The organism is Planctomycetota bacterium (assembly GCA_033763975.1).
Classification (GTDB): Bacteria; Planctomycetota; Phycisphaerae; order Phycisphaerales; family UBA1924; genus RI-211.
In genome coordinates this window covers 20,016-33,230 of record JANRJM010000016.1, presented here as the reverse complement: position 1 = coordinate 33,230, position 13,215 = coordinate 20,016, and the positions used below count along the sequence as shown (strand labels likewise).

Sequence of the window (13,215 nt, the reverse complement as noted above, 5' to 3'; positions counted from 1 at the left end):
GCCGATGCGGCGCGAGGGCGCCCGGCGCGTCGGACGCGTCAGAGTTCCGCCAAGCGCCGGCGCGTCTCCGCGTCGAGCAGGTCCTTCATGAGTTCGGCGAGGTCGCCCGCGACAACATCGCGCAGCGCGTACTCGCCGGGCAGGCGCTCGTCGGCGACGATGCCCTCCTTCCAGCGATACGTGCGGATCTTCTCGCTGCGCCCGGCGCCGCCGATCTGGCTGTTGCGGGCCGCCGCCCGCTCGGCGTTCTTCTTCTGCAGGGCCATCTCGTGCAAGCGCGCCAGGAGCAGCCGGCGGGCGCGGTCGCGGTTCTGCTGCTGGCTCTTGGCCTCCATCATCTTGATGACGATGCCGGTGGGCTTGTGGAAGATCTGCCAGGCGGTCTCGACCTTGTTCACGTTCTGCCCGCCCGGGCCCTGCGCGCGGGTCGCCTGCTCCTCGACGTCGTTCGCCCAGTCGATCGCCACGTCGACCTCCTCGGGCTCGGGCAGCACGGCGACCGTCGCGGTGCTCGTGTGGATTCGTCCGGCGGCCTCGGTCGCGGGCACGCGCTTCACGCTGTGCACCCCCGCCTCGAACGCCAGTTCGCTCCACACGCCCTCGCCCTTCACGCCGGCCAGGGCGGACCGGATGCCCCCGGTCGCCGGCTCGACGGAGGTCTCGAGCAGTTCGAACGACCAGCCCCGGCGCACCGCGTACTTCTGGTACATCTCCAGCAGGTCGCGCGCCCACAGGGCGGCCTCGTCGCCCCCGGTGCCCGCCCGCACCTCGAGCATCACCGAGCCGACCCGCTGGTCGTCGGCCGTCACGAGGCGCGCCAGCAGCGCGTCGACCGTCGCGCGCTGGGCGTCTTCGACGCGGGGGAGTTCCTCGCGGGCCATCGCCGCCAGTTCGGCGTCGCCCCCGGGCGCCAGCATCTCGCGGAGCCCGGCGGCCTCCCGCCCGAGTTCTTCCAGCCGGCGGAAGGCGCCGACGACCGGCTCCAGGGCCGCTCGGCGGATCGACAACTCCCGCACCCGCCGGTGATCCTGCAGAACGTCGGGGTCCTCCAGGCGCTTGGCGACCTCGCGCTCCTCGGCGTCCATCGCGCGGAGTTTTTCGACCGCCCCCGCCGGGATGCCCGCCATGCCGCCCGCTGTGTCTCGCTGCACGTCTGCCATCGGCCCACTGTAGAGTCCCGCGCCGGGGTCCGGCCCCGGCTGTCACGCGTTCGCGCGGGGTGCGAATAATCGGCGTCCCCCGGGAGCCAGCATGACCACTGCCATCGAGCTGCGAGGCGTCCGCAAAGCCTTCGGCCCCAAAGTCGCCGTCGAGCACTTCGACCTCTCCATCGAGCGCGGAACGCTCACGGGCTTCATCGGCCCCAACGGCGCGGGCAAGACGACCACCATCCGCATCATCATGTCCATCCTCTTCGCCGACGCCGGCACGGTCAGCGTCCTGGGGAAGGCCTCCGCCATCGAGAGCAAGGACCGGATCGGCTACCTCCCGGAAGAGCGCGGCCTGTACAAGAAAATGAAGGTCGGCCCCTTCCTCACCTTCATGGCCCGCCTCAAGGGCGTCCCGGAGCACGGGCTCGCCTCCAAGGTGCGCGACTGGCTCGCGCGCGTCGGCCTCGCCGACTGCGAGCGCAAGAAGTGCGAAGAGCTCTCCAAGGGCATGCAGCAGAAGGTGCAGTTCATCTCGGCGGTCATCCACGAGCCCGAACTCGTCATCCTCGACGAGCCCTTCTCGGGCCTCGACCCCGTCAACTCCCGCCTGCTCCGCACGCTCATCGACGAGCAGCGCAAGCGCGGCACGACGATTATCTTCTCCACGCACCAGATGGCCCAGGCCGAGGCGCTGTGCGATCGCGTCGTGATGATCCACCGGGGGCGCAAGGTGCTCGACGACACGCCCGAGTTGATCCGCTCGCGGTTTGATCCGCGGGCCCTCGTGCTCGAGCCCGCCCGGGGGAACGTGACGCTCGCGCTGCAGGAGATCCCCGAGATCGCCGGCACGCACGCCGACAACGGGCTCATCCGCGTGGACCTGCGCGAGGGGGTCGACGCGGTCTCGATGATCCCGCGGGTCGCGGCGGCGGCCCCGTGCAAGCGCATCGAGGTGCTCCGCCCGACGCTCGAGGACATTTTCGTGCAGATCGTGGAAGGCACCGACGCCGACGCCGACGCCGCGACACTCCGCGAGTCGCTGCGTGCGGGCGTCGTGTCGGATTCGGGGGGCGACTAGATGCGCAAGATCCTGGCCGTCGCGTGGCGTGAGTTCTCCGCGACGGTGTTCACGAAGTCGTTCCTCATCGGCATCCTGATCGTGCCGATCATCATGACGGGCGCGATGGTGCTCGTCCCGCTGCTGATCAGCGACGCGCCGCCCCGCGTGAAGGGCAGCGTCGCCGTGATCGACCTCTCGGGCCGCCCCGCCGACGACCCGCGCGGGCTCGCCGCGAAGGCGATCACCGAGAAACTCTCGCCCGAGGCGCTCCGCGAGCAACTGAGGGAAGACACCGACGCCGCCAAGGCCCAGGCCGCCAACGCCGTTCGAGCCCTCGCGCCAACGCAGGCCCCGATGGTCGAGGGAGCGCTCGGGTCCGTCAAGCCCGACGAGTCGACCGTGCCGGAGATCACGGTCGAGGTACTTCCCACGGACGCCGACGAGCAGCAGGCCAAGGAGGCCCTGCTGACCGGCGACGCCTTCGACGGCTCGCGCCTCGCGCTGGTCATCGTGCAGCCCGACGCCGTCATCAAGCCCGACGGCCAGGCCGACTTCGGCGCCTTCCAGCTCTACGTGAAGGCCAAGCTCGACGTCCGCGCCCAGCGGCTGCTGCGCACGCAGATCCGCGAGGCGCTGCTCGAGGCTCGCATCGTCGCCAACGGCGAGAACTCCGAGCGCCTGCGCACCCTGATGCGAGTCAACGCGCCGGACACCGTCGAGTTCACCCGCGAGGGCGAACGCAAGGCGAGCGTCATCAAGCAGATGCTCGTGCCCCTCGCCTTCATGCTGCTCCTGTGGATCAGCGTCTTTACAGGCGGGCAGTTCCTGCTGTACTCGACGATCGAGGAGAAGTCCAACCGCGTAATGGAGGTCTTGCTGAGCGCCGTGTCGCCCACGCAGCTCATGGCCGGCAAGATCATCGGGCAGATGGGCGCCGGCCTGCTCGTGCTGGGGCTCTACTCGGGGCTGGGCGTGGTGGCGCTCATCCAGTTCGCGATGAGCGACATCATCGAGCCCTTGCACCTGGTGTACCTGGTCGCGTTCTTCTTCATCGCGTTCTTCATCATCGCGTCGATGATGGCCGCCGTCGGGGCCGCCGTCACCGACATCCACGAGGCCCAGTCGCTCATGACGCCCGTGATGCTGGTGATCATGACCCCGATGATCTTGATGATGCCGATCATCTTCAACCCCAAGGGCACGCTCGCGACGGTGATGTCCTTCACCCCGCCCGTGAACCCGTTCGTCATGGTGCTGCGCATCGCGAGCGCCGAGCCGCCCCCGACGTGGCAGGTGCTCGTCTCGATGCTCATCGGGCTCATCACCGTGTACGTGGTGGTGCGCATCGCCGCGAAGATCTTCCGCGTGGGCGTCCTGATGTACGGCAAGCCCCCGAACCTCGCGACGCTCATCCGATGGATCCGCCTGGCGTGACCCCGCGCCCCGGTTCTCCCACGCTCACTCCCGACCGCTTCGATCTCTACGAGCGCTGCGTGCAGGCCCCCGACGCCATGGCGCGCATGCTCGCCGCCATCCACGGGCGGGCGCCCCGGGCCCTGCGCGATGACTTCTGCGGCGGGGGCGGCCTGTGCAAGGCCTGGCTCCGCATGGCGGCGCCCACCAGCCAGCCCGGCGCGCGCCGCGCCGCCGCACGCCATCGCGCAGTCGGCGTCGACCTCGACCCCGAGCCGCTCGCGCGCCTCGAGGGCATCCCCGATCTCACCATCCGCTGCGCGGATGTCCACCGCGCGCGAGACCGCGCCGACGTCATCGCGGCGCTCAACTTTCCCCTCGGCTACTTCCACACGCGTCCCGCGCTCGTCGCGTATCTCCGCCTCGCCCGACGCCGCCTCTTGCCGCGGGGCGTGTTCGTCGCCGACATCTACGGCGGGCGTTCCGCGTTCGACCGTCTCACCACCCGCGCCCGCTTCCCGCTCTCCCGCGGCGCCCACGTCGTGTACACGTGGGAGCAGCGCGACGCCGACATCGCGAGCGCCCGCGTGCGCAACGCGCTGCACTTCCGCGTCGAGACGCCCGGCCGGCGCGCCCGCGTGCTGCGCGACGCCTTCGTCTACGACTGGCGCCTCTGGTCGATCCCCGAACTCACCGACGCCTACACCGACGCCGGGTTTACGCGCGTCGAGGTCTACGACCAGCGCGCCGGCGCGCTCGACGAGCAGGGCACCCTGCACGTGCGGCCCATCGAATCCGGCGACGACCTCGACGACGACTGGGTCGTCTACGTCGCGGGACGGCGTTAGTCGCCCCGTCCGCCCGCGTCGCCCCGCTCGTACTCGTGCAGGCGCGCCGTCATCTCGGCGCGGTAGTGCTCGTCGGACTTCGGCAGCAACTCCAGCGCGCGACGCTGCGTCGTGGCCGCCTCCGCGTTCGCGCCCGTGCGCGCCTGCGCCAGCGCCAGCGTGTCGAGGTACGACCACAGCAGCGGATCACCCCCGGCTTTCGCCCGCTCGCACGCCCGCCAGGACGCCTGCAGCGCCAGGCCCGGGTCGCGCTCCGACGGGGGCTGGGCGTGCAGCAGGAACCACGCGGCGTCGTTGAGCATCGTCGGGCTCGCCGTTTCGTCCGCCGCCACCGCGCGCAGCGTCTGCACCAGCGCGGGCACCATCGCCCGCACGGCGTCGGGCCAGTCGGCCGACTCGTACATCGAGAGCAGCGACGACGCGACGCTCATCGTGTCGGCGTGCCCGGGGCCGAGCGCGTCGTGCAACACCCGCCACGCGCGCTCGAGCTCCTCGCGCGCCTCGTCGACACGCTCCTGCTTCTCGAGCACCAGCCCGAGGTTCGCGCGCGTCCGGGCCGTCGACGGGTGATCTTCGCCCAGCGCCCCGACCTCGATCGCCAGCACCGCGCGGTACGTCGCCTCGGCCTCGCGCAGCCGCCCCGTCTTCATGTAAAGCCCGGCCAGTTCGCTCCGCGCCAGGGTCGCGCCGGGGTGGTCCTCGGGCACGGCCTGGCGCCACGATTCGATCAGGCCCACGAGCAGGCGCTCGGCCTCCTGGACGTCCCCACGGTCCGTGAGCAGCGACGCGAGGTTCATCGTCGCGCCCAGCGTGTGCGGGTGGCGCGGGCCCATCGCCGCCGCCAGCCCGACGACCGCCTCACGCTGCATCTCGATCGCTTCGTTCGCGCGCCCGAGGCGCGCGTACGCCGCCGCCAGGTTGTTCTTGATGCCGACCGGCACGAACGCGTTGGGGTCGCCCCGCCACGCCTCGAGCGCCTCGCGCGACATGGTCGCCGACTCCTCGTACCGGCCCTGGTTGATGCGCAGGCCCGCGATGTCGGCCATCGCCCGCACCGTGTCCGGGTGCGACGCGCCCAGTTCGGCGCGACGGATCTCGTACGCGCGCTCGATGTGCTCCGCCGCACGATCGAACTCGCCCAGGCTCTGGTACGCCTGCCCGATGGTCCGCCGGATCGACGCCTCCGCGCGCGGCACGTCGCGCATGCGCGACGCGATCGTGCCGGACGCGCGGTCCAGCACCACCCGCATCGGCACTTCGCGTCCGCGCCCTTCGGGCGTCGCCGCCGACAGCATGTCGGACAGGAACGCCGTCGTCAACTCCGCCTCGCGCCTGGCGCGACCCGCCTCGACGCTCGCGTACATCGCGACGCCCATCCCGCCCACCAGCGCCGCCGCCACCGCGCCGCCGGCGAACACACCCGCCCGGTTCCGGCGCGCGAACTTCGACATCTTGTAGAACACGCTCTCGGGCCCCGCGATCAGCGGCCTGCCCGCCAGGTAGTTGCGGATGTCGTCCGCGAGGTCGAGCGGCGAGCGGTACCGCTCCTTCCGCGACTTGCGCATCGCCCGCAGCGGGATCCACTCCAGTTCCGAGCGCAGCGACCGCGCGAGTTCCTCCACGCGCACGCCCCGCACCGACGCCGCCCGCTCGGCCGTCGCGCCCTGCCCCAGGCGCGTGCTGGGCCTTGGCGGCTCCACCTCGCGGATGATCCGGCGGATCTCGTACTCGCCCTTCGCGCGCAGCTCGCGCGGGTCGAACGGAAGCACGCCCGCCAGCAGTTCGTACAGCACCACCCCCAGCGCGTACACGTCCGTGCCCGTGTCGATGTCCTGCGACCCGTCCGCCTGCTCGGGCGACATGTACTCGGGCGTGCCGATGAACGCGCCCGCTTCCGTTACCTGCGCCTCGTGCCGCCCGGCGCGCTGCACCGCCTTGGCGATCCCGAAGTCGATCACTTTCACGACCCGCTCGCCCGCCTCTGGACGCGATACCAGGATGTTCGAGGGCTTCAGGTCGCGGTGGATCACGCCCTTGGCGTGCGCGTGCGCCACCGCCTCGCACACGTCCAGGAACAGCGCCAGCCGATCGCGCAGGCCCAGCTTCTCGCGATCGCAATACTCCGTGATCGCCACCCCCGGCACGTACTCCATCACGAAGTAGGGCCTGCCCGCCGGCGTCGCTCCCGCGTCAAAGACCTTCGCGATGTTCGGGTGGTCCATGATCGCCAGCGCCTGCCGCTCGGCCTCGAACCGCGCCAGCACGCCCAGCGAATCCAGCCCCGCCTTCAGGAACTTCATCGCCACCCGCCGACGCACCGGCGACGACTGCTCCGCCAGGTAAATCGCGCCGAACCCGCCCTCGCCCAGGGGCGACACCAGCGTGTACACCCCCACCACGTCGCCGGGGTTCAGCCCGCCCCACTCTCCGGATCCCACCTCTCCCGAAGGCGGCTTGGTTGGTTGCGTTTCCATTTGATCCGAGGGTATCCCGGGGGTTCTTCGTCGCGCCGTACCGCCCGGCGCGCACGCATTCTCCCGCTCCGCACAGCGGCACCCCCGTGGTCTTTGCGGAATCCTGAAGCGCCACATATGCTCGCCGCCCGGAGCGTGCGGCACCGGACATCGTGAGGTCCGCTCTACGCGCTCCGCACCGAAAGGTCACGATGCCAACGTTCAAGGAAGACTGGAAGAAGGCGAAGACCGCGTTCGAACAAGCCACCGCGAAGAAGAAGCCGTCGGCGACCTTCCTCGGACACTTCAACAAGGGCTCCGGCATCGGGTCGGCGCTCGAGAGCGCCGACAAGGCCAAGACGGCGGGCGACCTTCAGAAGGCAATGACCTCGTTTCAGAAGGCGTACCTCGAGTACCTCGGGATCCTCGACAAGGCGATCGCCGACCCCAAGACCACGCCCATCGCCGACAAGCCCGCGTATGCCGAGGCCGTCAAGAAACTCAAGGCGGCGCTGGAGTCGATCCATACGTCCGCGGGCGACGCGATGCAGACGCTGGTGGATGCGCACGCGAAGCTGAAGGACAAGGTGGACCCGCAGGCGCTCAAGAAGTTCGCCGAGGGCGAGAAGGCCGTGAAGGAGCACACCGCGAAGCGCCTCGCCCTGGCGAAGTCACTCGAGTCGGTGCTCGCGGGCTACAAGTCGAAGGGTGTCGAAACCGCCGCGGCCAACGCGATCAAGCAGGCGCAGGCGGCCAAGGCGGCCAAGAACTCCGGCAACACGATGGGCGCGGACATAGCGGCCGGCGCGTCCGCAAAGTTCGCCGAGCAGGCGAGCAAACTGCTCGAGGAGATCAACCTGGCCTGGAAGGCCAAGAGCACCACCGGCGAGATGATCGAACTCCGCCTCGACCCGGCGTTCTCCGACGTGCCGCCCGAGAAGAAGGCGGCCTATCAGAAGGACGCCGGAGCCGCGTGGCAGGCGACGGAGAAGGTGCAGCGCGACGTGAACACGTACATCGCGGCGCTGCGCTCGGAAGTGCTGAAGGCCAACACCGCCGCCGAAGGCGCCGAGGCGTTCCGCATGGGCAAGGTGACCCCGGACACGCTCATCAAGCGGATCGCGGAGATGAAGACGCGCCTGGAGTCCATCGAGGGCGGGACGCTCGGCAAGTACGGCGGCAAGGTGGCGGGCGTGCGCGAGCAGCAGAAGACCTGGGCCGCCAAAGCGGCCAAGGACGAGAAGCTCAAGGAGGGCCTCACCAAGCAGTGGGGTCAACTGAAGTCAGAACATCAGTTCGCCATCGCGCAGACCGCCCAGCAGATCACCGAGATGAAGGAAATAGAGTCGCGCCTGAAGGGAATTCCCACCGACGACAAGGCCGTCGGGAAGGCACACGCGGACGCTCTCGCGGTGCTGATCCGCGTTCGCAACACGGCGCAGGACTATTCGACGCAGGGGACGCTCCTTGTGAAGGAACTGGAGACGTACCTCGCCTGACATCGGCGAGCCTCCGAGGCCCGGCTTCCAGGCCGGGGCGTCGGGAGTGCCCGAACCCGGATCGCGAACCCAAAAAGGCCGCGGGCCCCTGGTCTCCCAAGGGCCCGCGATCGCGATCTGCGCGGCGGTAAGCCGAGTTCTGTTCCTCCGGCGGTTCCCGCCCCCACCATTTGACGGGGGCTCGGGGCGGGCCTGCCGAAGGCGACGGCCATTTCTCTGGGACGCCCGTCGCCGAGCGCCTCGAGCAGTCTACCCGCCTCCCTTGCCCGGACAGGGCGGAGGCTGCTTGACCTTGCACGCGCTGGGGTTTGCCGTGCCCCCGGCGTCACCGTCGGGGCGGTGGGCTCTTACCCCACCGTTTCACCCTTGCCTGTGCTCTTTCGAGCCATCGGCGGTCTGTTCTCTGTGGCACTGTCCCTCGCCCGTGATCGTTCGGGCGGGTGGGCGTTACCCACCAGCGTGTCCTGCCGTGCTCGGACTTTCCTCAGACGGGGACCATCCCCGCCCGCGGCCGTCTTGCCGCGCTCAACTCAATACTAGTTCGGCTGGTACCATCGGGTTCATGGGGGACCGCCCACGCATCGCCGTCTGGGCCCTGGCAGAGCAAGCCGACTTCGTCCGCGCCGTCGCCGCCCACGCCGGGGCCGATGTCGCCGCCGCGGGCTCGCCTTCCAGAGGCCAGTCCGGGCAGCTCGCCAAGGCCCTCGATGCGGCTCCGTTCGACGATCTGCGCGCGTTCGCCACCGACGCCGACGTGTCGCTCGTGTGGATCGCGTCGCCCGGCGACTTTGGCGCGGGCGAGGACGACGCCGACGCCCGCTGGGTGCTGTCCTTGCACCAGCGCGGCGTGCGGGTGGCCTCCACTGAGGCCGTGCCAGCCTCGGCGCTCATCATGAAGCGATCCGGGTGGACCGCCGAAGGCCCCGACGGCGCCGGGCAGCACCTGCGGTTTCTCGGCCTCTCCCGCGCCGGCACCGCCTGGCGCGATGTGCTCGAAACCCTCGCCGCCTTCGGCACACCCCGCGCGCTCAGCGTCGAGGCGTGGGCCGCCCCGCAGCAGATGTCGCTCGGCGGGCGCCTCTTCGGCGCGATGGACCTGGTCTTCGCGGTGCTGGGCGAGCCCGAGACCGTGGACGCGGCGTACGTCGGCCCGCGCACCGCCGCAGGGCTCTACGCCATGCCCGGCGAGACCCTGCACGGGCTGGACGGCGACATCCTGGGCACCCTCCGCTTCGCCGACGGGCGGGCCGCGGTGCTCACGGCCTCAAACTCCGCCGGACGGTGGAACACCGTGATCACGATGATCTCGGGCGAGGGACGCCTGCGCGTCTTCGACGACGGGTGGGAGTGGATCGCGCCCGACGGCAGCAAGCGCGACGAGTTCCGGCGCGCGTCGCGGGGCGACGCGGAACGAGCCGACCACGCCGTCGGCGCGGTGGGCGGCGCGCTCGCCCGCCTGCTCGACCCGCGCGCCCCCGACGAGGGGCCCGTGGCGCTGGAGCCCATCCTCGCGATGAGCCAGGCCGCCCTGCTCTCCGCCCGCACCGGCCAGCCCGAGAGCCCCGCCACCATCCGGCGGCTTGTGAGCGGGACGTAGGTGCGCGACGGCGCGGGGACTATCGACCGCGCGTCACCAACGCAGAGGCTGGAGGCGCGGCACCGCGACCCGCCCGGAACTTCTCGCTTACTTCGCGCCGTCCTTGGAAGCGAACAGGCGGATGAAGTCGACGCAGCGGGCGGCGTACCCGGCCTCGTTGTCGTACCAGCTCACGACCTTGAAGAACCGCTTGTTGAGCTCGATGCCCGCGGTCGCGTCGACGATGCTGCTGCGCCGGTCGCCGATGAAGTCGCTGCTCACGACTTCTTCCTCGGTGTAGCCGAGGATACCCTTCATCGCTCCCTCGGAGGCCTGCTTGAAGGCGGCGTTGATGTCGGCGAGCGAGGTGTCGCGGGCCGTGCGGAACGTCAGGTCCACGCACGACACGTCCGCCGTCGGCACGCGGAACGACATGCCCGTGAGCTTGCCCTTGAGGGCGGGGATGCAGAGCGTGACGGCCTTGGCGGCGCCGGTGCTCGCGGGGATGATGTTCTGGTAGGCGTTGCGCCCGCCGCGCCAGTCCTTCTTCGACGGGCCGTCCTGCGTGGGCTGCGTCGCGGTGACGGCGTGCACCGTGGTCATGAGGCCTTCGTCGATGCCGAACGAGTCGTTGAGCACCTTGGAGATGGGCGCGAGGCAGTTGGTGGTGCAGCTCGCGTTGCTCACGATCGCGTGCTTCGCGGGGTCGTAAGTCTCCTGATTCACGCCCAGGCAGATCGTGGGGACCTGCTCGTTGGACTTCGTCGGGGCCGAGATCAGCACGCGCTTGGCACCCGCGTTCAGGTGCAGCGAGGCCTTCTCGAACTCCGTGAACAACCCGGTGGACTCCAGCACGTACTGCACGCCCAGGTCCTTCCACGGGAGCTTGGCGGGGTCCTTCTCGGCGACGGTCCTGGTCGTGCGCCCGTTGACCGTGAACGAGTTCTCGGTGGCCTCGATCGACGCGGGCTGCCCGCCGGGCGCGAAGCGCCGGTGCATGGTGTCGTACCGCAGCAGGTACGCGAGATTGTCGGCCGGCACGAGATCGTTCACCGCGACCACCTCGAGCGCGGGGTCTTCCGCGGCGATGCGGTAGAACAGGCGGCCGATGCGTCCGAAGCCGTTGATGCCGATGCGGATGGTCATGCGAGCCCTCGTCAGAAGGGGTGCGTGGGCCGGGAACGCGCCGCGCGCCCGGGTCTGGTCGATAGCGTAGTCGGGCGTGCGCCGCCGAGGGAGGCGGGCGTCAGGGGAGCCACCCGTTCGACACCGCCAGCACGCCCAGCACGCCGCTCACCACCGTCAGGGCGATGCCCACGCTCGACAAGATGATCCCGCACGACCGGACACCCCCGGGCGTGTTGCTCAGCAGCCCCAGCGCCAGGCCCGTGACGTTCATCGGCAGCCCGACCAGCGGCACGCACGCCGCGAGGATGCCCACCGCGCCCAGCGCCAGCGAGAAGATCGCCTTGGTGTCCGGGGGTGCGGCGCGGCGCGGCATACCGGCGGGCGCCGGGAGAACGCCGCCACCCTCGGCCCGCGGCGTCGGCGCCGACGGGCCCTCGAGCGTGCCGACGCTCTCGACAGCGTGCCCGCCCAGCAGCGCGAGATGCTCGGCCGCCTGGGGAGAGCGGGTGTCGTACTCCACGACGTAGGTCTGCCCGCTCGATCGGTCGCGGCATGTCACGCGGTAGCGCATGGCGTGGGCGGAGCATAGACCACGCGGGGCGTAGACTGCGGCCCATGTGGGGCTGGACCACGCACGTCGCGCTCGCCTTTTTCATCGTGGAAGCCCTGGCACGTGCCGCCGTGGGCATCCGCGTGATTATGCGCCGTGCGCCGGTGGCGGTATCGCTCACGTGGTTGGTGGTGCTGTTCTTCCTGCCCGTGGTGTCGCTGGTGCTCTACGTGCTGGTGGGCGAGCCCCGTCTGGGCAGCCGCCGGTCGCGCAAGTACGAGCAGCTCACGCGACGGGTGGAGGAAGAGGCCGTGCTGCACTGGCAGCGCGCCGGGCTCGTGCAGGAGCCCGAGCAGGAGCCCGAGCGATCGCTGGCGCGGCTCACGACCTCTGTAACGGGCACGCCCCCGCTGGGCCGGAACGATCTGGAACTGCTCGGCACCGGGGCGAGCGTGCTGCGCCGCATCGTGCAGGACATCGACCGCGCCACCTCGCACGTGCACGTTCTGCAGTACATCTGGCAGCCCGCGGGCACGGCCGTGGACGTGGGCGAGGCGCTCATCCGGGCGGCGGACCGCGGCGTGGAATGCCGCGTCCTCGTCGATGATGTCGGCGGGAACGACTTCCTCCGCAGCGAGCTGCGCGAGCGGATGGAGCGCGCGGGGGTGCGGGTCGTCGCGGCCCTGCCGGCGAGCGCCGTGCGGATGCTGCTCGCCCGCGTCGACCTGCGCAACCACCGCAAGGTGTGCGTGATCGACGGGGCCATCGGGTACTGCGGCAGCCAGAACATGACCGACGAGACGTTCAAGTACCGCAAGAGCCGGCGCGTCGGCCCGTGGATCGACGCGACCGTGCGCCTCCGCGGCCCCGCCGTCCAGGCCCTCCAGACCATCTTCCTACGCGACTGGATGATGGACTGCGAGGAAGCCCCCGCCCACGTCGAGGAGTACTTCGCCGTCCCCGCACCCGTCGAGACGGGCGGGTCGATCGTCCACGTCGTGCCGTCCGGGCCGGGCCCGCACGCCGACGCCATCCACCAGGCGCTGCTGGGCATGCTCTACGGCGCGCGCGAAGAGATCATCATCACCACGCCCTACTTCGTGCCCGACGAGGCCGTCAAGAGCGCGCTCATTAACGCGGCCCTGCGGGGCGTGGATGTCACGCTCGTGCTCCCCGACGTGCTCGACGCGACGCTGGTGGCCGCCGCGGCGCGATCGCACTACGAGAGCCTGCTCAGCGCCGGCGTGCGCATCCTGCACCACCTCGAGGGCCTCCTCCACGCCAAGACCGCGACCATCGACCGGCGGTTCTCCATGGTCGGGTCCGCCAACTTCGACATGCGGAGCTTCTGGCTCAACTACGAGGCCACGCTCTTCGTCTACGACCCCGACTTCACGTCCCGCCTGCGATTCATGCAGCGCCACTACGTCAACGAGTCGCACCCCGTCGACCTGCTCGCCTGGCGGCGGCGGGCCTTCCTCCGCCGGTTCTGCGACAACTGCGCCCAGCTCCTCAACCCGCTGCTCTAGGGCCCCCC

The 13,215-nt window shown here is 70.5% G+C and carries 10 protein-coding genes and 1 other RNA gene; 6 read left to right on the top strand and 5 right to left on the bottom strand.

Going from position 1 to position 13,215, the window contains the following annotated elements; all coding sequences use genetic code 11:
• Positions 1 to 38: 38 nt before the first annotated feature.
• Positions 39 to 1,160, bottom strand: a complete 1,122-nt coding sequence (locus SFY69_10120) for a PCRF domain-containing protein (GenBank protein ID MDX2132395.1) — start codon at positions 1,158 to 1,160, stop codon at positions 39 to 41.
• Between the two features lie 91 nt (positions 1,161 to 1,251).
• Here SFY69_10120 and SFY69_10115 point away from each other — a divergent pair, with 91 nt between their 5' ends.
• From SFY69_10115 to SFY69_10105, 3 genes are read left to right on the top strand one after another with little or no spacing between them, the layout of a single operon-like run.
• Positions 1,252 to 2,229, top strand: a complete 978-nt coding sequence (locus tag SFY69_10115) for an ATP-binding cassette domain-containing protein (protein ID MDX2132394.1) — start codon at positions 1,252 to 1,254, stop codon at positions 2,227 to 2,229.
• Positions 2,230 to 3,645 carry an ABC transporter permease gene (locus tag SFY69_10110; GenBank protein ID MDX2132393.1) on the top strand — a complete coding sequence of 472 codons (1,416 nt, stop codon included), beginning with the start codon at positions 2,230 to 2,232 and terminating at the stop codon, positions 3,643 to 3,645.
• Positions 3,627 to 4,472: a hypothetical protein gene (locus SFY69_10105; protein ID MDX2132392.1), complete on the top strand. Its 846-nt coding sequence runs from the start codon at positions 3,627 to 3,629 to the stop codon at positions 4,470 to 4,472. Before SFY69_10110 ends, SFY69_10105 begins: the two co-directional genes overlap by 19 nt.
• Here SFY69_10105 and SFY69_10100 read toward each other — a convergent pair.
• Positions 4,469 to 6,946 carry a serine/threonine-protein kinase gene (locus tag SFY69_10100; protein ID MDX2132391.1) on the bottom strand — a complete coding sequence of 826 codons (2,478 nt, stop codon included), beginning with the start codon at positions 6,944 to 6,946 and terminating at the stop codon, positions 4,469 to 4,471. The two genes, SFY69_10105 and SFY69_10100, sit on opposite strands and share 4 nt — an antisense overlap.
• Positions 6,947 to 7,137: 191 nt before the next feature.
• Here SFY69_10100 and SFY69_10095 point away from each other — a divergent pair, with 191 nt between their 5' ends.
• Positions 7,138 to 8,424 carry a hypothetical protein gene (locus tag SFY69_10095; protein ID MDX2132390.1) on the top strand — a complete coding sequence of 429 codons (1,287 nt, stop codon included), beginning with the start codon at positions 7,138 to 7,140 and terminating at the stop codon, positions 8,422 to 8,424.
• A 112-nt stretch (positions 8,425 to 8,536) separates the two neighbouring features.
• On the opposite strand, the gene rnpB is transcribed toward SFY69_10095, so the two are convergent.
• Positions 8,537 to 8,952, bottom strand: an RNA gene (rnpB, locus tag SFY69_10090) — RNase P RNA component class A.
• 34 nt (positions 8,953 to 8,986) lie between these two features.
• On the opposite strand from rnpB, the gene SFY69_10085 reads away from it, so the two are divergent.
• Positions 8,987 to 10,021: a hypothetical protein gene (locus tag SFY69_10085; protein ID MDX2132389.1), complete on the top strand. Its 1,035-nt coding sequence runs from the start codon at positions 8,987 to 8,989 to the stop codon at positions 10,019 to 10,021.
• 87 nt (positions 10,022 to 10,108) lie between these two features.
• Here SFY69_10085 and gap read toward each other — a convergent pair whose 3' ends face one another.
• Positions 10,109 to 11,146 carry a type I glyceraldehyde-3-phosphate dehydrogenase gene (gene gap / locus SFY69_10080; protein MDX2132388.1) on the bottom strand — a complete coding sequence of 346 codons (1,038 nt, stop codon included), beginning with the start codon at positions 11,144 to 11,146 and terminating at the stop codon, positions 10,109 to 10,111.
• Between the two features lie 100 nt (positions 11,147 to 11,246).
• Positions 11,247 to 11,699, bottom strand: coding sequence for a hypothetical protein (locus SFY69_10075; protein MDX2132387.1), 453 nt, complete (start codon positions 11,697 to 11,699; stop codon positions 11,247 to 11,249).
• Positions 11,700 to 11,743: 44 nt separating this feature from the next.
• Between SFY69_10075 and cls the strand changes: the two genes are divergently transcribed.
• A complete protein-coding gene (gene cls / locus SFY69_10070) occupies positions 11,744 to 13,207 on the top strand; it encodes a cardiolipin synthase (GenBank protein ID MDX2132386.1) in 1,464 nt (487 codons plus the stop codon).
• The last annotated feature ends 8 nt before the right edge of the window (positions 13,208 to 13,215 follow it).

Coding starts and splice junctions, on each gene's coding strand:
- SFY69_10085 (MDX2132389.1), top strand. CDS start 8,987: ATGGGGGACCGCCCACGCATCGCCGTCTGGGCCCTGGCAGAGCAAGCC.
- SFY69_10110 (MDX2132393.1), top strand. CDS start 2,230: ATGCGCAAGATCCTGGCCGTCGCGTGGCGTGAGTTCTCCGCGACGGTG.
- SFY69_10095 (MDX2132390.1), top strand. CDS start 7,138: ATGCCAACGTTCAAGGAAGACTGGAAGAAGGCGAAGACCGCGTTCGAA.
- SFY69_10120 (MDX2132395.1), bottom strand. CDS start 1,160: ATGGCAGACGTGCAGCGAGACACAGCGGGCGGCATGGCGGGCATCCCG.
- cls (MDX2132386.1), top strand. CDS start 11,744: ATGTGGGGCTGGACCACGCACGTCGCGCTCGCCTTTTTCATCGTGGAA.
- SFY69_10105 (MDX2132392.1), top strand. CDS start 3,627: ATGGATCCGCCTGGCGTGACCCCGCGCCCCGGTTCTCCCACGCTCACT.
- SFY69_10075 (MDX2132387.1), bottom strand. CDS start 11,699: ATGCGCTACCGCGTGACATGCCGCGACCGATCGAGCGGGCAGACCTAC.
- SFY69_10115 (MDX2132394.1), top strand. CDS start 1,252: ATGACCACTGCCATCGAGCTGCGAGGCGTCCGCAAAGCCTTCGGCCCC.
- SFY69_10100 (MDX2132391.1), bottom strand. CDS start 6,946: ATGGAAACGCAACCAACCAAGCCGCCTTCGGGAGAGGTGGGATCCGGA.
- gap (MDX2132388.1), bottom strand. CDS start 11,146: ATGACCATCCGCATCGGCATCAACGGCTTCGGACGCATCGGCCGCCTG.